The organism is Corallococcus sp. CA049B, assembly GCF_003611685.1.
Classification (GTDB): Bacteria; Myxococcota; Myxococcia; order Myxococcales; family Myxococcaceae; genus Corallococcus; species Corallococcus coralloides.
The window spans coordinates 52,489-69,736 of record NZ_RAWC01000021.1 but is presented as its reverse complement, the minus strand read 5'-3'; the positions used below and the strand labels follow the sequence as shown (position 1 = coordinate 69,736).

15 protein-coding genes are annotated in these 17,248 nt (G+C 69.9%); 6 read left to right on the top strand and 9 right to left on the bottom strand.

Features of this window, described 5'->3' with window-relative positions; all coding sequences use genetic code 11:
• The coding region (locus D7W82_RS07530; RefSeq protein WP_147439259.1) for an FKBP-type peptidyl-prolyl cis-trans isomerase at positions 1 to 784 on the bottom strand (784 nt) is incomplete at its 3' end.
• Positions 785 to 986: 202 nt separating this feature from the next.
• Positions 987 to 1,247: a GlsB/YeaQ/YmgE family stress response membrane protein gene (locus D7W82_RS07525; RefSeq protein ID WP_120567008.1), complete on the bottom strand. Its 261-nt coding sequence runs from the start codon at positions 1,245 to 1,247 to the stop codon at positions 987 to 989.
• 100 nt (positions 1,248 to 1,347) lie between these two features.
• Here D7W82_RS07525 and D7W82_RS07520 point away from each other — a divergent pair, with 100 nt between their 5' ends.
• Positions 1,348 to 2,454, top strand: a complete 1,107-nt coding sequence (locus D7W82_RS07520; RefSeq protein WP_120617671.1) for a GNAT family N-acetyltransferase — start codon at positions 1,348 to 1,350, stop codon at positions 2,452 to 2,454.
• A gap of 3 nt (positions 2,455 to 2,457) precedes the next feature.
• On the opposite strand, the gene D7W82_RS07515 is transcribed toward D7W82_RS07520, so the two are convergent.
• Positions 2,458 to 3,897 carry an MATE family efflux transporter gene (locus D7W82_RS07515; RefSeq protein WP_233587364.1) on the bottom strand — a complete coding sequence of 480 codons (1,440 nt, stop codon included), beginning with the start codon at positions 3,895 to 3,897 and terminating at the stop codon, positions 2,458 to 2,460.
• Between the two features lie 238 nt (positions 3,898 to 4,135).
• On the opposite strand from D7W82_RS07515, the gene D7W82_RS07510 reads away from it, so the two are divergent.
• The 3 genes from D7W82_RS07510 (at position 4,136) to D7W82_RS07500 (ending at position 6,563) form a co-directional block, all read left to right on the top strand.
• Positions 4,136 to 5,191, top strand: coding sequence for a DapH/DapD/GlmU-related protein (locus D7W82_RS07510; protein ID WP_120617669.1), 1,056 nt, complete (start codon positions 4,136 to 4,138; stop codon positions 5,189 to 5,191).
• A gap of 43 nt (positions 5,192 to 5,234) precedes the next feature.
• Positions 5,235 to 5,618 carry a hypothetical protein gene (locus D7W82_RS07505; protein ID WP_120617668.1) on the top strand — a complete coding sequence of 128 codons (384 nt, stop codon included), beginning with the start codon at positions 5,235 to 5,237 and terminating at the stop codon, positions 5,616 to 5,618.
• Between the two features lie 78 nt (positions 5,619 to 5,696).
• Complete coding sequence (locus D7W82_RS07500) at positions 5,697 to 6,563, top strand: hypothetical protein (RefSeq protein WP_147439258.1); 867 nt, start codon at positions 5,697 to 5,699, stop codon at positions 6,561 to 6,563.
• A gap of 32 nt (positions 6,564 to 6,595) precedes the next feature.
• Here D7W82_RS07500 and D7W82_RS07495 read toward each other — a convergent pair whose 3' ends face one another.
• From D7W82_RS07495 to D7W82_RS07480, 4 genes are read right to left on the bottom strand one after another with little or no spacing between them, the layout of a single operon-like run.
• The gene (locus D7W82_RS07495) at positions 6,596 to 7,744 is read right to left on the bottom strand and encodes an aromatic ring-hydroxylating dioxygenase subunit alpha (protein WP_120617666.1); all 1,149 of its coding nucleotides are present in this window, start codon (positions 7,742 to 7,744) and stop codon (positions 6,596 to 6,598) included.
• Positions 7,741 to 9,384 (bottom strand): GH3 auxin-responsive promoter family protein, encoded by a 1,644-nt coding sequence (locus D7W82_RS07490; RefSeq protein ID WP_120617678.1) that lies wholly within the window; start codon positions 9,382 to 9,384, stop codon positions 7,741 to 7,743. The genes D7W82_RS07495 and D7W82_RS07490 overlap by 4 nt, the downstream gene beginning before the upstream one ends.
• Before the next feature lie 19 nt (positions 9,385 to 9,403).
• Positions 9,404 to 10,165 carry a hypothetical protein gene (locus tag D7W82_RS07485; RefSeq protein WP_120617665.1) on the bottom strand — a complete coding sequence of 254 codons (762 nt, stop codon included), beginning with the start codon at positions 10,163 to 10,165 and terminating at the stop codon, positions 9,404 to 9,406.
• Positions 10,166 to 10,169: 4 nt separating this feature from the next.
• Positions 10,170 to 13,007: an FG-GAP-like repeat-containing protein gene (locus D7W82_RS07480; RefSeq protein ID WP_120617664.1), complete on the bottom strand. Its 2,838-nt coding sequence runs from the start codon at positions 13,005 to 13,007 to the stop codon at positions 10,170 to 10,172.
• A 105-nt stretch (positions 13,008 to 13,112) separates the two neighbouring features.
• Between D7W82_RS07480 and D7W82_RS07475 the strand changes: the two genes are divergently transcribed.
• Together D7W82_RS07475 and D7W82_RS07470 are read left to right on the top strand one after the other, a co-directional pair.
• On the top strand, positions 13,113 to 14,036 hold the full coding sequence (locus D7W82_RS07475; protein ID WP_120617663.1) for a fatty acid desaturase: 924 nt from the start codon (positions 13,113 to 13,115) through the stop codon (positions 14,034 to 14,036).
• A complete protein-coding gene (locus D7W82_RS07470) occupies positions 14,036 to 14,662 on the top strand; it encodes a hypothetical protein (RefSeq protein ID WP_120617662.1) in 627 nt (208 codons plus the stop codon). Before D7W82_RS07475 ends, D7W82_RS07470 begins: the two co-directional genes overlap by 1 nt.
• On the opposite strand, the gene D7W82_RS07465 is transcribed toward D7W82_RS07470, so the two are convergent.
• On the bottom strand, positions 14,663 to 15,625 hold the full coding sequence (locus tag D7W82_RS07465) for an imm11 family protein (RefSeq protein ID WP_370450946.1): 963 nt from the start codon (positions 15,623 to 15,625) through the stop codon (positions 14,663 to 14,665).
• A 296-nt stretch (positions 15,626 to 15,921) separates the two neighbouring features.
• Positions 15,922 to 17,247: an AHH domain-containing protein gene (locus D7W82_RS07460; RefSeq protein WP_120617660.1), complete on the bottom strand. Its 1,326-nt coding sequence runs from the start codon at positions 17,245 to 17,247 to the stop codon at positions 15,922 to 15,924.
• Position 17,248 lies beyond the last annotated feature (1 nt).

Below are 17,248 nucleotides of genomic sequence, written 5' to 3'. Positions count from 1 at the left end.
GCTTGGCGCCGGGGGGCGGGGTGCCCATGCCGGGCATCCCGGGCATGCCCGGAGGAGCCTCGGGGGCCTTCACGATCTCCAGGAGCTCCACCTCGAACACCAGGGCGGCGCCGCCGGGGATGTTCGGGGGCGCGCCGCGGTCGCCGTAGGCGATGTCGGAGGGGCACACGAGCTGCGCCTTGCCGCCGACCTTCATCTTCTGGAGGCCCTCGGTCCAGCACTTGATGACGCCCTGGAGCGGGAACTGCGTGGGCTCACCGCGCTTGTACGAGGAGTCGAACTCCTTGCCGTCCGCGAGCGTGCCCTTGTAGTGCACCTTCACGATGTCGGAGGCCTGGGGCTGGGCGCCGGTGCCCGCCTGGGTCTCCTTGTAGATGAGGCCGGACTCGGTCTTCACCGCGCCGGGCTCCTTGGCCTTCTCCTCGAGGAACTTCGCGGACTTCTCCTTCTCCGCGTTGGCCTTGCGCAGCGAACGCTCGCGCGCGAGGTCCTGGAGCTTGGGGCCGTAGGTCTCCAGGTCCACGTCGGTCTTCTGACCGGTGACCTGGGCCGTGAGGCCGGCCTTCACGAACTCCAGCTCCTGCGGGGTCATGTCGAACACGCTGATGCTGCGGCCGATGGACAGGCCCAGCGCGTACAGCGTCTTCTGCTCCTCGGTCTGCGGAGCACCGGCGGTGGCCGCCGCCGTGGAGGTGCCGGTGGCGGAGGTCTCGCCCGGCTTCGCGCCCTGGCCCTGGCAGGCCGTCAGGCTCAGCATCGCCGCGATCAGGATCGTCTTCTTCATCATGATGTCGTCGCCTTTCCTTTGGCTCAGCGGCGGCCGACCGCCCCCCGCTGCATGCCTGGGGCGCGGTCTACTACAGAAAGTGCCCGGCATCCTCTTGGGAACCGTGCTTTCCCCGGATGGGGGTCCATGCAGGTAGGACAACCGGCCGCCGGCCCCCCAACCGGCGGGAGGGCCCCGGATTCCCGGCGGGAGGGGGGACCTACCGGGAGCGACCGCCAAAGGCGGCCTGGGACACCAGGAGCAGGACGATGGCGCCCAGGATGGCGCCCAGGAAGCCGGTGGGCTCCGGGTCGCGCCAGTCGGTGCCCCGCCAGACGGACGTGAGGAAGCCGCCCACGAAGGCCCCGGCGACGCCCAGGAGCGTGGTGCCGATGCAGCCCAGGCGCTGGTTCCCCGGCAGCACGGCCCGGGCGATGAGCCCCGCGAAGAAGCCGAAGATGATCCACCCCAACAGCCCCATGACGTCCTCCCCGTGCGGTGTGTGAACTGGCCCGCAATGTGGCGCACGGGAGGCGGGGGCGGAAGTCCACCCCTGTGTCGCATAGGCTGCCGCGCGACCCATGAGCCCCCTCCGCCGAGCCACCCGGGACGACAACGCCGCGCTGCTGGACCTGTTCGGCGACGTGCCCATGACCGGGGACCTGGTGCTCAGCACACAGCGGTCGCCGGACTACTTCGGCCTCTTCGCCATGCAGCGCGGGGAAGCGGAGGTCTGGGCCCACGGCGAAACATCCCGCCTGGATGGCATGGGCGCCATCCATGTCCGCGATGGCTGGCTGGAAGGCAAACCGTGCCGAGTGGGCTACCTGGGCGACCTGCGCACCCGCTTCTCCGCGCGCCGCGCCCGGGGCCTGGCCCGGTTCTATGGCCCCGTCCTGGAGGAGACTGCCCGCCGCCACGGCGTGGACGTGTTCCTCACCGCCGTCATGGCCTCCAACGCCGCCGCGCTCCAATCACTCGTGCGCCGGGGCGCGTCCCGGGAAGCGCAGCCGCACTACCACCTGATGCGCGCCTTCTCCGCCGTCTCGCTCCAGTTCGTCCTGCGCCGCAAGCCGCGCCCCAGCCGCTACACCGTGCGCCGGGCCACCGCCGCGGACGTGCCCGCCATGGCCGCGCTGCTGGACGCGGACCACCGTCAACGTCCCTTCGGCTACCGCTTCGACACTGGCGAACTGGAGCACCGGCTCGCGCACTGGCCGGGGCTTCGCGTGGAGGATTCGTTCCTTGCGTTCGATTCCGCCGGGGAGCTCGCCGGCTGCACCTCCGCCTGGAACCCCGACGCCGTGAAGCGCTACCGCGTGCTCGCGTACCGGGGCGGCATGAAGTGGGTCCGCCGGGGCTTCAACGCGCTCGCCACCGTCACCGGCGCGCCCCGCCTGCCCGCGCCCGGCGGCGACTTCCGCTACTTCTACCTCTGCAACACCAGCATCCCCTCGGAAGACCCCGCCGTCCTGCGCGCGCTGCTCGACGCCGTCTACGCCGCGTTCCACGGCCGGGGCTTCCACTTCTTCACCGTGCAGCAGGACGCCGGTGACCCGCTGACCCCGGCCTTCGACGGCTTCATCCAGCGGCGCCTGGACTTCCACCTCTACGCCGTCACGCCCGCTTCGCGCCCCCCGAGGACCTTCCCCGGGGGACGCACCGGCTTTGAAATCTGCCTGCCCTGACGCTCACACCACGCGCGTCTTCCAGCGCCCGCGCCGGAACAACACGATGCCCAGCACGGACATCGCCGCGAAGGCCACCGGCACCGCGAGGTACGCCCCCTCCGCGCCCAGCCCCACCGGATGGGCCAGCACCCACGCCAGCGGCAGCTCCAGCACCCAGAGACACCCCAGGTCGATGAGCGTAGGCGTGCGCGTGTCCCCCGCGCCGTTGAACGCGGAGGTGATGACCATGCCGTACGCGCACGACAGGAAGCTCAGGCTGAAGATGCGCAGCGCCGTGGCCCCTTCGTCCACCACCGCCGGGTCCGTCGTGAACGCGCCCAGCAGGGGATGCGCGAAGATGAAGAACGCCACGCCGATGGTACCCAGCACCATCAGGTTGTACCGGCCCGCGAGCCACACCGCCTTCGCGCCCCGGTCCGGGTCTCCCGCGCCCATGCTCTGCCCCAGCAGCGTGGCCGCCGCGTTGCCCAGGCCCCACGCGGGCATCAGCGCGAACATCACGATGCGGATGGCGATGGTGTAGCCCGCGAGCGCCGTGCTTCCGAAGGTCGCCACGATGCGCACCAGCACCACCCAGCTGGACGTGGTCACCAGCGCCTGCACCATGCCCGCGCCCGAAAGCCGCAGCATCGCGAGCATCGTCGCGGGCTCCAGTGACACGTGCTCGCGCCGCACCTGGAGCCGGCCGTTGGAGCGGATCAGCCGGTAGAGCTGGTACACCACGCCCGCGCTGCGGCCCAGCGTGGTGGCCCACGCCGCGCCCACCACGCCCATCTCCGGAAACGGCCCCCAGCCGAAGATGAGACACGGCGCGAGCACGATGTTCAGCCCGTTGGCCAGCATCAACACGCGCATCGCGATGGCCGCGTCACCCGCGCCCCGGAAGATGGCGTTGATGAGGAAGAGCAGCAGGATGCTCACCACGCCGCCCATCATCACGCGCGTGTAGCCCACGCCGTGCTCCAGCACCCACGGCGAGCCGCCGAGCGCCGCCATCATCGGCCGGGCGAAGACGATGCCCGCCACGGCCAGCACCGTGGAGATGATCACCCCCAGGCCAATGGCCTGCACCGCCGTGCGCGCCGCCCGCTCCGCGTCCTTCTCTCCAATGCGCCGGGCCACCATCGCCGTGGCGCCGATGCTCAGGCCCATTCCGGCCGCGTAGATGATGGTGAGGATGCCCTCGGTGAGCCCCACCGTGGCCACCGCCTCCGCGCCCAACCGGCCGACGAAGGCGACGTCCACCACGGCGAACACCGACTCCATGCACATCTCCAGCACCATGGGCACGGCCAAGAGGAAGATGGCCCTCCCGAGCGGCAGCTGGGTGAGGTCCTGCTCCGTACCGTGGAGGGCCTCCTTCATCAGGGCCCACAGCCCCTTGTTCACTGCGTCGCGGCTGGCCACGGGCTCGGGCGCCTGGGCGTGGCTGTCCGCCAACGGTGTCTCTTCCACGGGGTGAGGCCTTTCGAGAGCGAGGGGACTTCCTACCGCGAAACGCCCACACGTGGCGCCCAGCGACGCGGCTTCCTACGCCGCCCGTCCCCCACTCCTGACATCTGAAGGTGCCGCACCCACCCTCATCGACTCAGCAAGCGAGCGTCCGCTGTTGGACGGCCGCGTCGCGCCTTTGGACAACATGCCCTTGGGAGGGCCGGGAGTAGCTTGCTGCATCCCGATGAGTTCCCTATCCGCGACCGCCTCTCTCCTGCCCACCGCGGTAGGTCCTCATTTCACCCTGGCCTCGTCCGCGCGACTGCTGGGCACCACGCAAGTGGGGCCCGGGGCCATCATCTCCCGCGGCGCCGTCGTGCGTTCGGTGGGGGGCTCCGTGACGTTGGGAGCCTTCTCCGCGCTGCGCGAGGACGCGGTGGTGGTGGGCACGCCCGAGCGGCCCACGTCCATCGGAGAGAAGACCGTGCTCGGTCCGCGCTCGCTGGTGATGGGCGCGCGCGTGGGGTCGCTCTGCGACATTGGAGACGGCGCCATCCTGATGCCCGGCGTGACGCTGGGCGACCGCTGCCTGGTGGGCGAGGGCACCGTGCTGCCGCCCGGCATGACGGTGCCGGATCAATCCGTGGTGCTGGGCCGGCCGGGACAGGTCCTGCGGATGCTCTCCTCCGAGGACCTGACCCACCTGCAACAGCGCCGGGGCGGTGACCTGTCGCTGCCCGCCGCGCCTTTGACCCCTTTCTCCGCGCGCGACCGCGCCGAGGACGCCCCCATGGGACAGCTGTATGCCTTTCGAGACCGCCACCCCTTCGTCCACCCCACCGCCACCCTCTTCTCCTCCGCGGAGGTGTCCGGTGACGTGGTCATCGGCGCGGGGGCCATCATTGGCGCGGGTGTGAAGATCACCGGCGACCTGAACGGCCCGGTGCGCATTGGCGCGCGGGTGCAGATTCTGGAGAACACGGTGCTGCACCTGCAGCCGGACACCATGCTGGTGCTGGACGAAGGCGTGGTGGTGGGCCCGGGCTGCATCCTGCACGCGTGCAACCTGGGCGCGGGCACGGTGGTGGAGCCCGGCGCCATCCTCTGCGAGGGCAGCCACCTGGGCAAAGGCTGCCACGTGGCGGCCGGAAGCCTGGTGAAGGCGCGCGCGGTGTTCCCGGACTACGCGCTGGTGGAGGGCTTCCCCGCGGCGCAGGTGGGCACGCGCACGTCGCCGCCGGAGCCGCCGCGCTGGGTGCTCCGGCCGGAGGACCTGCCGGGCCTGCGGCGCATGGGGTGACAGGATTTGCACGGGCCGTGCGCCCTCTGGCAGGGTCGCGGCCATGGATGCCGTCAATTCAATCATCGAGATCGCGGGCCCGCTGCTGCTGGGGCTGGCCTGTGGCGCGCTCTTCCGGAAGTTCGTGTACCCGCGCATCCTCGCGCGGCTGGGGAGCCTGGCCGGGTGGGTGACCTCCGCCGCCAACACGTGGGTGCTGTTGGGGCACATCTGCATCGCGCTGGGCGTGGCGGCGGCATGCCATGCGTCCAATGCCGTCGCGACGCTGGTGTGGCTGCATGAGCACCTGCCCACACCGCCCTTCGCGCTGACGCAGGAACTGCTCCACGGGTTCTTCCTGGGGGCGACCTTCTTCACCGGCTACTACCTGGCGATGTTTCCCGCCTCGGGCTCCGAGGAGGAGCAGACCTCAGGCACCCCAGCCTGAATGACCGCTCGCATGGAAGGTGTTGGCGAAAGAGGCCAGCGGTCGGGTCGTTCCATGTGGACGCGGGCATGCCTCGTCATGGTTGCCTTGGGTGTTTGTGCCTGCGAGACGGAGGAGATTCAGCGACTGAACACGCTGTCGCGGCTCGCGCAGCTCGATCGCGCTGAGAAGATGGAGCTCATCGCGAACCGCGAGGAGCGGAAGCGTGAGTTGCAAGTCGTGGAGCACGCACTTCGCCTCCACTGTCCCCCGAACGACGAGGCCGAACTGCGCTCACGGCTGACGCAAGCCGTGGGTGGAGCGAAGGTGTCGGTGCTCCGCGAGAGCGGCGAGGGGGGAGTGCTTCGGATCCAAGGGACGGGAGCGGCAAGCGACCTGGTCGAGACAGTGGAGGCGCTGGGGAAGAGCGCACCCTTTCTTTCTCTCGTTCGGCTCTCCATCCGTCGCGAGGCGTGGTCAATGGACCTCGCTCCAGGGCCGGCCTGCCCGACGCTTGAGGCAGACGCGGCCACGGTCACCCGGTATCCGCTTCCGCCCGAGGGAGTGTTCTGGCGCGGAACCAGCAAGAAGCTGCGGGCGGAGATCCTCGCCATGGAGCACGACATCCAGCGATGGGAGTCCACCGTGTTGGCGGGAGGCGTGGCGAGGATGAACTCCCGCCTGGCCCTGTTTGAACGCCGCCGGAAACAACAGTTGGACGGACTTGGGTACCTGACGGGTCAACTGCCGTTGCTCAAGGGACTCCTCGATGCCGCCGTCGAGCCTGCGCTGACGCTTTCCCGGAAGGAGGACGGCGTATGGCTCCTTGAAGGCGGCCGGGATGGGATGGATGGAGGTTGGGTCGATCGCCTCGGACAGGCCGGCTACCGGTTGACGGCGGAGAGGTCGGGTTCCCTGGTGCTGAGGCATGTGTCGACGCTGAAGCGGCCCCCGGAGGGCGGCTGATACTCCGGGAGCCGGGTCCCTCGGGCCCAGGTTCAGACCCAGAAGACCACGTCGCGCTCCGCATCCTCGGGACCGGGGCCGTGCGCGCCCTCGCGGAGCCAGCGGCGATACGCTTCGATGTCCGCGTGGTGCAGGTCCGCCTCCGTGCCCGAGTACACGCCGCCGCCGGGGCCATCCGTCAGACCCTGGCGCTGCGTCTCCATGATGCGGACGTCCTGCTGGATGACCTGCCGCGTGTACCACCGCACGAGCGGTGTCAGCGCGCGGCCCACCCACGCCCCCGGAACGTCCACCGGCAACCGGTAGCTGATGGCCGTGTACACGAGCGTGTCCGTGGGCCCGATGGGCGTGCACTGTGAGTTGATGGCGAAGCCGCTGTCACCCCACTGGTAGTCCACGCGCGTGACGTTGGGGACGATGAATTCATCCGTGTGCACGAGTGGCAGGCCGCGTGGGTTGAACAGCCGCCCCAGGCCGGTGAGCGCGTCCTCCTCCTGGTGGTAGGTCATCCGCACGCGACCCGCGTGGCGCTTCACCGTGGAGGGGACGCGCTTGCGCGTGGGATTGCGGAACCAGCCCCGGTGCACGAAGGACGTGTGCGGCACGTCCATGAAGTTCTCCACCAGGTTCGTCACGCCGTTCGCGAAGCGCGTGACCATGAAGTAGACGGTCCAGCCGCGCTCGCCCCAGTAGGGCACGCGGAAGGGCTCCGCGCGGGCCTGTGTCACGTCCTTGCCCAGGTAGACGTAGACGAGCCCATCTTGCTCCCGCGTGGGGAAGCGCGCGAGCCGTCCCACGTCACAGGGCGCGGGCTTGAGGCCTTCGTGCGCGCAGGCTTGCGCGTCCAGCTTCTCGCCGCGTTGGGGCGGGCCCAGCGCGGGGATCTCCACCACCGCGCCGGACGCGTCGTAGACCCAGCCGTGATACGGGCAGCCGAGCCGTCCGTCGAACACGTCACCCTGGGACAGACGCGCGTTGCGGTGGAGGCAGCGGTCACGCAGCGCGGTGGGTGCGCCGTCGGGTCCGCGGAAGAGGACCAGCCCCGTGCCGAACACGGTGCGCGCGACAGGTTTGTTCGCGGGCAGCTCCGAGGAGAGGCAGGCCACGTACCAGAAGTCCTTCAGCGCGCCACAGCGGGCGAGGTCCGCCTCCGCGTCCAGGTCCACCGTGAGCATCGTCATGACGTCCCTCTTCCGAACCACTCCACCCAGCCGGCCTGGCGGTGCAGGCCCACGGGCTTGATGTCGCCCGCGCGCTGACCGAGCTGGATGCATCGGGCCTCGTAGCGCCGGGCCCCCTGCGTCACGCGCACCGCGCGCACCGGACCGAGTTGCCCCAGCTCCCGTGCGTAGCGGTAGTGATGGCCTTCGCACAGGACGCGCTCCACGTTCGCTGCCAGTGCGTCGGCGGGTTGATCCGTCTCGAGGAACAGACGGTAGGCCGGTGGGGTCCCCCACTCCGGCGCGAGCATGGCGAAGGCGGGACGCGTGGGGCCCAGCGTGGCATCCAGCACCGTGCCCACTCGCGCGGCGGAGAGCTTCTCGCCCACGAGGTCCGAGACTGCGTCCGCTCGGCCGAGGAACCGCAGGCATGGCGTCGCGTGCACGAAGCCTTCCACGCGGATGAGGTCCCCCAGCCGGTAGCGCAGCAGTCCGCCGGACGTGGAGAGGAGTACCGCGTAGGTGCGACCTGCCGTCAGCTCGTGCGCCAGCAGTGGGCGCGCGTCGGGGCGCTCTGGATCCATGAACTCGATGAAATGGCTCCGGACCGCGAGCACCGGCGCGGGTGCTTCGAAGAGGGGCACCGTGATGACGCCTTCCGTGGCGAGCAGGCCCTTGCCCTGGACCTCGACGCCCTGGAAGCGCCGGCATGCGCCAGCCACGGCGTGGGCGGCCTGGGCGTCCGTCCACATGCTCAGGAGCGCGAGCCCTGGCCAGAGCGTCCGTGCGGAGGGCAGTCCGTCACGCAGGGCTGCGCGAAGTGCCTGGGCCCTCGGGATGTCACGCACGCCCTGGAGGCCCTGCACGAGCGCCGTCCAGGCAGGGTCTTGGCCCACAGGTGCACCGTCCACGTCCTGTTCGGGAGGCCGCAGCGTGCCGCGCTCCAGGTCCTCCGCGAGCCGCTCGCCGTGCCGCTCCAAGGCGTCCATCAGCAGCGTGAGGAAGCTGGGATTCCAGACGCTGATCAGCGACAGGTTCGAACACCGCGCGAGGAACCACAGCGTCACGTAGCGGCACGGCTCCACGTGCGGAGCCTTGCCCACCGAGCCCGGCACGGCGAAGACGCGCGAGAGCAGCGGCTGCAACGGGCGCGGGAACCACGCGCTGTCCTCCGCCGAGCCCACCGGGATGCCGCCCACTGTCCGGTGTTGTCTCCGGCCCAGAGGAGAGATGGACCAGTAGCTGGGGCCCTCGCGCACGGCGGGACGGCGAAGAAACACCTCGTGCAGCATGGGCGCGAGCGCGCGCTGGAACTCGCGCAGCAGGCCCCGTGTCACCGGTACCCGCTTGGACGCGCCCGAGGAACCACCGGACAGCTCGAAGCGCAGCACGGGCTCGCGCGTGAGGACCCGCGCTTCTCCCCGCGCGATGCGCTCAACGTCTTCCGCCACCGCGTCCGGAGTGGTGATGGGCACCGCGTCCTGGAACTCCCGAGCGGCGCGGATACGGTCGAAGTGCTGCACACGCTCCGCCTGTGCCGTGCCCTCCACGGCGAGGAGGATGCGCGTAAGGCATTCCGCCTGCGCGGCCTCGGGGTCGCGCAGTGCATGGCGGAAGCGCAGCGCGGACGGCGTCATTGCCGCCATCGTGGCGGATAGCATCGTGCGGGAAGTCAGCACGTCACGTCTCCGCGCGGACCCGCGAGGCATCCCGCTCCCGGCGGGCCCAGCGGCGCAGCTGGCCCCAGACGCTTCGTGCCAGCGCCCGTGCCAGGTCCCAGCCGCGGATCTCCACCAGACACACCAACTCCTCGCCCTCGGCGTGGCCGGGGTTGCGCTCCGCGAACCAGGCGATGTGCGGATGGGCCGCCGCGTCGCGGTCGATGGGCGAGACACCGTCCCGCACCCGGTAGTGCGCGCCGTCGAAGCGCAGCGTGCCCTTCGCCGCGTCGTACTGCGCGCCGAACCAACGCGTCGCCAGCCCGTGCAGGAACTCCGAGCGCCCTTCCGGCGGCGTCCAGTCCCTGCGCGGATGCGTGCGCGGGAAGTAGTTCACCGCCAGGAGGTACGTCTTGTATCCGCCCGACAAGAGCAGCCAGTACAGCGGCCTCCACGGCCGGCGCAGCTTGCGCGCGAGCAACAACCTTCCAAACACCACCTGCAACGTCTTGTGGCCCCACCAGTCCGGATGGATGACCGTGTCGCCCGAGTACAACACCTCCGCCCCGCCCTCCTCCGCCACCCGCACCGTGCTGAAGCCCACCAACTCCCGCGTGCGCCGGGCGTGCAGCAGGAACACCCACTGCTTCGCGTCCAGGTCCGCGTGGAAGCGCTCGGCGCTCACGCCCACGTAGCAGCACTGCATCAGCGCCAACATCCGCGCCCGGGTGCCGGCGTCCAGGTCCTCCCGCCGCACCGTGGTGCCCTTCATCGCGGAGAGCATCGCGTCAGGGCCCTCCCCGCAGCGCCGTGGGCGCGGGAGGCTGGCGCACCTCCTGGTAGCGGTCCGCCTCCAACGTCACCTCCTGCGGCTGGGCGCCATACCAGTGGATGACCGCCTTCACCGGCCCCGCGTGACGGCCCAGGCCGAAGTGCAGCCGAGGATCCGCCGACGCGGAGAACCCGCCCATCAGCCCCACCTCGCGCACCTGCTCCACGCGCTTGCCGTTCTCCTCGTAGGACACCACCACGCGCGTGCCCACCGCGCTCCGGTGCGTGCGCTGCCCGTCCCCCACCAGCGACAGGCCCACGAAGTGCGCGTCCGTGGCGCCGGCCCGCAGCGTGTTGCGATACAGCGACACCGGCGCGTGCTGGTTGGTGATGAGCACGTCCAGGTCGCCGTCGTCATCCAGGTCCGCCATCAACACGCCTCGCGAGTTGTCCGGCGCCTCGATGCCCACCTCCTTCGCCACGTCCACGAAGTGCCCCGGCCGGGCATCGCCCAGGTTGAGGTACACGCGGCGCGCCTCGTTCGGATAGAGCACGCGGCCCCGGATGTCGCCCCACTTGTCCGCGTACGTGTGCACCTCCGGGCCGGACTGCATCAACTTGTGGTTCACGTACCAGTAGTCGTTGCGCTGCCCCGCCGGGATGCGCCACTTCTCCGCGTCCAGGCGCGCGTCCACCATGCCGTTGGCCTGCACCAGGTCCGGCCATCCGTCGTCATCCAGGTCCCCCGCCGCCGCGCCCCAGCCGAAGCGGCGCTCGTTCAGCGCGCCCCGGAAGGTGGCCTCGTCCTTGAAGCGAGGCACGAAGGCGTCCTCGCCCGGCCCCACCATCCACAGCAGGCTGCCCTCCGCCTGGAGCGAGTGGTGCACGTTGGACACGTACACGTCCAACCAGCCGTTGCGGTCGAAGTCCGCCACGCTCGCGTTCATGCCCTTGTACGTGTCCCGGCCAATCTCCCCGAAGCGGTTGCCCACGATGTGGCGGAAGTGCCGGCCGCCCTCGTTCAGGTAGATGTCGTCCGGCCCGAAGTCATTGGCCACATAGAGGTCAGTCCACCCGTCCCGGTTCAGGTCCACCGTGCTCACCGCGAGCGACCAGTGCGTCTCCTTCAGGCCCAGCGCGTCCACGTCCTGCTTCTCGAACGTGCCGTCTCCCCGGCCCCGGTAGAGCGCGTTCTTCCCGCCGTTGTTCGCGTTGTGCCAGCCGTCATGCATGAAGCGCAGCATGCGGCGGTCCCCCGCGTACTCCGGCTCCGGCAGCTTGAAGAGGTTGAGCGGCGGCGCGGGCTCCGGGTAGTCCGGCAGGTGCGTCGTCATCGCGTTGAGCACCAGCAGGTCCAGGTGCCCGTCCCGGTCGTAGTCCAGGAACGTGAGCCCCAGGCTCACCGCGTGGTCCGTCACGCCCGCGGACTCCGTCACGTCCTCGAAGCCCGCCGTGCCCGTCTCGCGCAGCGTGTTGCGCAGCAGGCGCACCGGCCCGAAGGCCACCGCCACCGCGAGGTCCAGGTCCCCGTCCCCATCCCAGTCCACGAACGTCCCGCCGCCCGCCAGCCCCTCCTCCTTGTAGCGGGTGGCGAAGCGCTCCAGCGCGGGCACGGAGACGCGTTCGAAGCGCAGTCCCCCCAGGTTGCGATACAGGCCCGCGTGGTGCTCCGGCGTGCCCAGCGGGTGCGTGAGGAACAGGTCCAGCTTGCCGTCCCCATCGAAGTCGCCGGTGGCCACCGCGTCCCCTACAGCAACCAGCCACTTCGCGACGTGAGCCACGCGCGGATCCAGCTCCTCCAGCGTGTGCCCCATCTGTGAGGACAGGCCCGCCTGCGTGACGTCCTGCGCGTCCAGGTGGAACGAGAGCGGCGCCTGGCGCTCCCCCTGCGCCGCTGACACCGAGTAGCCCGTGGCCAGCACCGCCCCGAGCCCACCCACCACGCCCACGCGTTTGAGCATGTCCGGAGCCAGGAGCCGGCGCAGCGACGCGCCCCGGGTGCGCCACAGCTCGCGCGTGTGCATGAACACGAAGCGGCAGGTGGCCACGGTGAGCGCCGCGTAGAAGAACGTGTAGACGCTCTCCTTCAGGTGCAGCACCAGGTCCACGCAGGTGATGGCCAGCGCCACCAGCACCTGGGCCTTCGGCGTCGCGGGCGACGTCGCCGGGTCGGTGAGCATGTAGAAGACGAAGATGAAGAACGACGGCGCGCCCAGCGTGCCCAGGAACAGCACCTCCGGCGGCAGGTGGTGGCGGAGGATGAACGCTCGCAGCGCCGTCTGGAGCGCGTAGAAGGACAGGAAGCTGATCACCAGCCAGCCGCGCCCCACCCGGAAGAAGAACAGCACCATCGCCGCCATCACGATGAAGGCCGACAGCGCGACCTCGCCGTTGGCCCACTGGTAGGCGGGCGCGGCGGTGATGAGCTCGCGCGTGGTGAGCAGCGACACGGCCACCGCGAACATCGACGGGTTGAAGACGTGCCGCCCCTGGAAGGTCAGCACGTACTTGGAGCCGATGGCCAGCCACACCGGCAGCCACAACAGCGTGCTCGCGTGCGAGTAGTTCAGGAGCAGCGCCAGCGAGCAGCAGGAGATGTACGCCGAGAGCGGCAGCTCCTTGCGCCGCTTGAACACCCAGCCCAGGACCGCGTCCAGCAGCGTGCCGGAGACGACCAGGAAGGCCATCTGCCCGGGGCTGCGGTTGAAGCCGAAGAAGGTGAAGCCGAGCACGCCGTAGAGCGTGAGCAGCGCCGCGAAGGGCAGCCGCGGGTCGTTCCAGCGGGGGAAGACCCAGCCGCCCCACTCCACGCGCGTGCCCGCGAGGGCCGGCTGCGTTGGCACATCCACACTCATGATTGACCGTCCCGGTGCACGCGCGGAGCGTGCCGTGCCCGTCTCCGGGTGTCCAATCCGCACGGGGCTTGCGTCCGGCCCCCATGCGTGGAGTCCTGGCGCCCGATGTCCTCTTCCCTGCCTCGCCGCGCGGCGGTGCCTCGCGAGCTGCTCGTTCCCGCCACGCCGTCCGGACTGCTGCGCCTGGCGGCCGTGGAGTGGGCGGGGATGGCCCTGGGGTGGGCGGTCATGGCTTGGGCTCCTCCGGTCCTGATGCCGTTGGCGGTGCTCGTCGTCGCGGGACGGCTGCATGCGCTGGGCGTCCTGCTTCATGACGCGGTCCACCTGCCTTCGCGAAGGCTCGAATGGCGACTGTGTCTGCTGGAGGCCGTCGCGGGCTACCCCATTGCGTCCACGCTGGCCGCGATGCGCTACCACCACCTTCGCCATCACCGCGATGCGGGCCTGCCCTCGGATCCGTACCGCAAGCCTCCGGATGGAGGACGGCTGCGCACGGCGTGGCGGTGGTTCCTGCTCCTGAGCGTGATTCCCGGCTGGGTGCTGCGGGGACCGGTGGGGCTCTGCGCGTGGGTGCTGCCTTCGCTGCGCACGGCGTATGGGCGCGTGTTCCTGCAGGACCGCTCCGGGCGGGTGCTCACGCGGGACGCGGAGGTGGCGGCGTGTGCTCGGGCGGAGGCGGGGCAGGTGCTGTTCCACCTGGGCGTGCTGGCGCTGGCGGTGCGGTGGCCTTCCGCGGTGCTGTGGGGGTATGGGGTGCCGTTGCTGGTGGCGTCTGGGTTCAACGCGCACCGGTTGCTCGCGGAGCACACCGCCGCGCCCGTGCAGGGGCGGAGGCTGGAAGATGTGTTCGCGTGCACTCGCGACCATGGGCTCGGGTGGTGGGGGCGGCTGGGATTGGCGCCCCGGCACATCGGGATGCACGTGGTGCATCACCTGCACCCGCAGGTGTCCCTCACGCATCTGCCCCGGCTTCGCGCGTGGTACGTCGAGCGGTTTCCCCACCACTATCCCCGGCCTCGTTCCTCCTGATGCTCACTTCGTCGACGCGGGTGTTCCTGGTGGTGGCGTTGCTGGCGTGCGCGAGCGCGGCGGTGGTGTTCCGGCGCAGGCAGAACGCGCAGGGTGGCCGGGGCGGACGCATCTCCGGACCCAAGATGGCGTGGCTGCTGTACGCGGTGTTCCTCTGGTTCCTGGTGTGCCCGCTGGTGGCGATGGACGCGTCCGTGCCGGTGGAGGCGCGCGTCGTGTTGGGGGCGTTCGCGGTGTCCATGTGGCTGCGCGGGGCCGCGGAGCTCTACATGCTCTACGTGTCGCGCAACTGGCGGCCCCCGTACGGCGTGGGCCATGACCTGGGGTGCATCGCGCTGGTCGGAGCGGGGCTCGTGTACACCGGGGAGAAGTGGGCCGGGGTGCTCGATGGACGCGATGTGTGGGCGCTGGCGTTGGTGGGGTTGGTCCTGGTGAGCCTGCTGGTGGAGGTGGCGTATGCGGCGCTGTTCCATCAGGCCGTGGAGGGACGCACCACCGGCGAGGACGGGGTGTGGTTCGCGGACGCGGAGCAGGAGCGGTTCCGGCGCATCAACCGGCTGACGCTGGCGCTCAACGTGCCGCTGTATGGAGCACTGGCCGTGTGGCTGTTGCTGGGGATGCGGTAGTCACACCACGGGCTGGCGCCAGGCCTTGGACAGGTGGCCGGGGGGGGACTGGTTGAAGCGGTGGAGCAATTCCTCCCGGCCGTGCTCCAGCAGGTACGTGAGCTCCCGGGGCATCAGCGTCTTCACGGTGACGAGCCGGACCTGTCCGTCTGGCATCGTGAAGTGACCTGGGAGGAATGGGGTGTCCATGCCCAGGAGCACGGCGACTCGACCGTCTTTGGTCAGGAGCGGTTCGGGCATGCGCTCTCCGTCCACTTCCATGGAGAGGATGCCGGTCCTCGCGGGTTCGCGCAGGTGTTCGTGGCCCGCGAGCTCGTTGGCGATGCGCTCCAGCAGCAGCTGCTGCCAGCTCTTCGCCACGTTCTCCACGGACTCGTCGGTTTCGAGCGCGAGCTCCAGGCCGTAGCCCACGGAGGGCTCCACGGCAGCCACGAAGAAGTCGGAGAGGCCGTCCGTCACGAAGAGGGTGCGTCCTTCGGGACGGTGGATGACGCGCCAGACCTGGCGCCTCGCGGGCCAGCCTCCTCCGACGACGATGGGGAGGATGGCGTCTTCGTCCAGCGTGCCCAGGGTGCGCCAGAACGCGGTGCGGGCTGTTTCTGTTCGGTCGTAGAGCACCTGGAGCTTGCGGTTGTGTTCACGCTGTTCCGGGCTGACTTCGCTGGGGCCTGTGACTTCCCGGAACTTCACTCCGGTGATGTTCGCGTGCTCCAGCGCTTCCTTGATGTCCTCGGAGACGATGAGCGCAACGGTCCATCCCCAGGTGCGGAAGACTCTGGCACCGCCCACCTTCGTCGGATCGATGCGCATGCCAGCGACGTCCCTGTACTTCCCCACCTTCTCTGGACGCCCATCTTCAGGCTTCCAATACAGCACCTCTGCGGAAGCCTCGTCGTCAATGCACCTGACAAGCCGGAGCACGTTGACGAGGAAATGCGGTCCGGGCTCCGACGCGACCGTCACGGGGAGCAGCTGAACATCATCCGGTGCGAGCCGGGTCAGGATGGCTGCCGCTTCAGCCTGAATGACGGGCGCCAAGCCGATGCCAGCCAGCGTGAAGTCCAAGGGCTGACCAGCAGGGTCGACCGGAATCCTCAAGGGCGTTTCCAGGCTGACGGGTTCACCCTTCCTGAACATCCATGGATTGGCGACCTCCCGGCCGGACGCATCGATGGGATCGCCCAGCGACCACCGACCGGGGACGTACAGATCGTCGATCAGCTCGAAGTACCGCATCGCCACGAGAGGCTCCCGCCCAGCTATGACTTCGTGACCCACTTATGGAGCGTCGTGCTCGTGTTCAAGATGTCGCTGGCGAGCCGACGAAGCTCGTTGGTGAGCGCCTCGCGGCATTGATGGATGCTGGCACAGTCTTCCATTGCTTCGTTCAGCCGGGAGAGCACTCTTTGATGGTACGCCTCGGGATGAGGACCCTTATGGCCCGGGACACGGACTTTGTTCGCTGGATCATCCAGGGACATGCCCGCCCGGTCGAAGATCTTCTGGAACTGGGGCGACCACGGCCCCCCGTTGTGCGTGGCTTCCCACCACTTGTTCGTGGCGATGTGGTGCTCGTGGACGTCGACTGGCGCCGGGACATTCGGTCCCTTGGCGGACATCGCCACCGCGTTGGGCGCCAGTGCAAGGGTCACCTCGCCGCTCACGGACACCGCGATGGCCGAGACCTCCGCCGCGGCCACCAGCCGGAAGCCTCCCTGCTCCGCTCCCACCAGTGCGGCCTGCGCTGAGCCCGGCAGCGTCGCGACCCTCGTTGCCAGCATCTGCGCCGTGCTCCCCAGCGCCGCCATCGCCAGCATCACGAAGGCCCGCGCCGCCTGCTTTCCCATCACCTCGCCGTACTTCTCCCCCGCGTCCCGGACGCCGTCGAACGTCTGCGCCTCCTTCACCTCCGCAGCCAGCACCCTCCAGCCCTGGATGAGACTCCACACCGTGTCCCAGCCCAGGTACGCAATCAGCGCCACTGTCAGCGTCGCCGCCACTCCCTTCGTCAGCAGCGGCTCCGGCACCAGCCACAGGCTGAAGTACACAGCTCCCGTCATCACCAGCAGCGACACCGTCGCCTCGGGGTCCACCATCCCCTCCAGCGCTTCGGCCGTCTCCTCCCACACCGAGTCCAACGCAATCCGGAAGGCCAGCGTCCGCTTGCCCTCCTCATCCAGCGTCAGCCCCCGGTCCAACAGGTGCAGGCAGTCTCCGGACAGCCGCTTGCGCACGCACCAGCGCCCATAGGCGGCCTCCAGCTCCGTGCTCCCTTGCGCCACCCGGACTCGACCCTGCCTCGGGTCGTCCACGGACACGACGCCCAGCGAGGCCCGCGGACGCTCCGCTCCGGGGCTCGACAGCCGGAGTGCCTCCCTTCTCGGATGCACCGACACCGGCGCTCCTCGCGCCAGCGTCCGCACCGCCTTCTCGAAGGTGTCTGCCTCCAGCGCCACGGGCCTCGTGTCCCTGCGCGGCGTGTGCTCACGCGCCCGGCCTTCTCCCGTGTCCAACCGCACCGTCCGTGACGTCGCGCAGCCCGTCACCAGCAGCATCCACAGCACGCACAGCCAGCGCAGCGACATG

Coding starts and splice junctions, on each gene's coding strand:
- D7W82_RS07525 (WP_120567008.1), bottom strand. CDS start 1,247: ATGGGGCTGTTGGGGTGGATCATCTTCGGCTTCTTCGCGGGGCTCATC.
- D7W82_RS07520 (WP_120617671.1), top strand. CDS start 1,348: ATGAGCCCCCTCCGCCGAGCCACCCGGGACGACAACGCCGCGCTGCTG.
- D7W82_RS07510 (WP_120617669.1), top strand. CDS start 4,136: ATGAGTTCCCTATCCGCGACCGCCTCTCTCCTGCCCACCGCGGTAGGT.
- D7W82_RS07505 (WP_120617668.1), top strand. CDS start 5,235: ATGGATGCCGTCAATTCAATCATCGAGATCGCGGGCCCGCTGCTGCTG.
- D7W82_RS07500 (WP_147439258.1), top strand. CDS start 5,697: ATGGTTGCCTTGGGTGTTTGTGCCTGCGAGACGGAGGAGATTCAGCGA.
- D7W82_RS07495 (WP_120617666.1), bottom strand. CDS start 7,744: ATGACGATGCTCACGGTGGACCTGGACGCGGAGGCGGACCTCGCCCGC.
- D7W82_RS07490 (WP_120617678.1), bottom strand. CDS start 9,384: ATGCTATCCGCCACGATGGCGGCAATGACGCCGTCCGCGCTGCGCTTC.
- D7W82_RS07485 (WP_120617665.1), bottom strand. CDS start 10,165: ATGCTCTCCGCGATGAAGGGCACCACGGTGCGGCGGGAGGACCTGGAC.
- D7W82_RS07480 (WP_120617664.1), bottom strand. CDS start 13,007: ATGAGTGTGGATGTGCCAACGCAGCCGGCCCTCGCGGGCACGCGCGTG.
- D7W82_RS07475 (WP_120617663.1), top strand. CDS start 13,113: ATGTCCTCTTCCCTGCCTCGCCGCGCGGCGGTGCCTCGCGAGCTGCTC.
- D7W82_RS07470 (WP_120617662.1), top strand. CDS start 14,036: ATGCTCACTTCGTCGACGCGGGTGTTCCTGGTGGTGGCGTTGCTGGCG.
- D7W82_RS07460 (WP_120617660.1), bottom strand. CDS start 17,247: ATGTCGCTGCGCTGGCTGTGCGTGCTGTGGATGCTGCTGGTGACGGGC.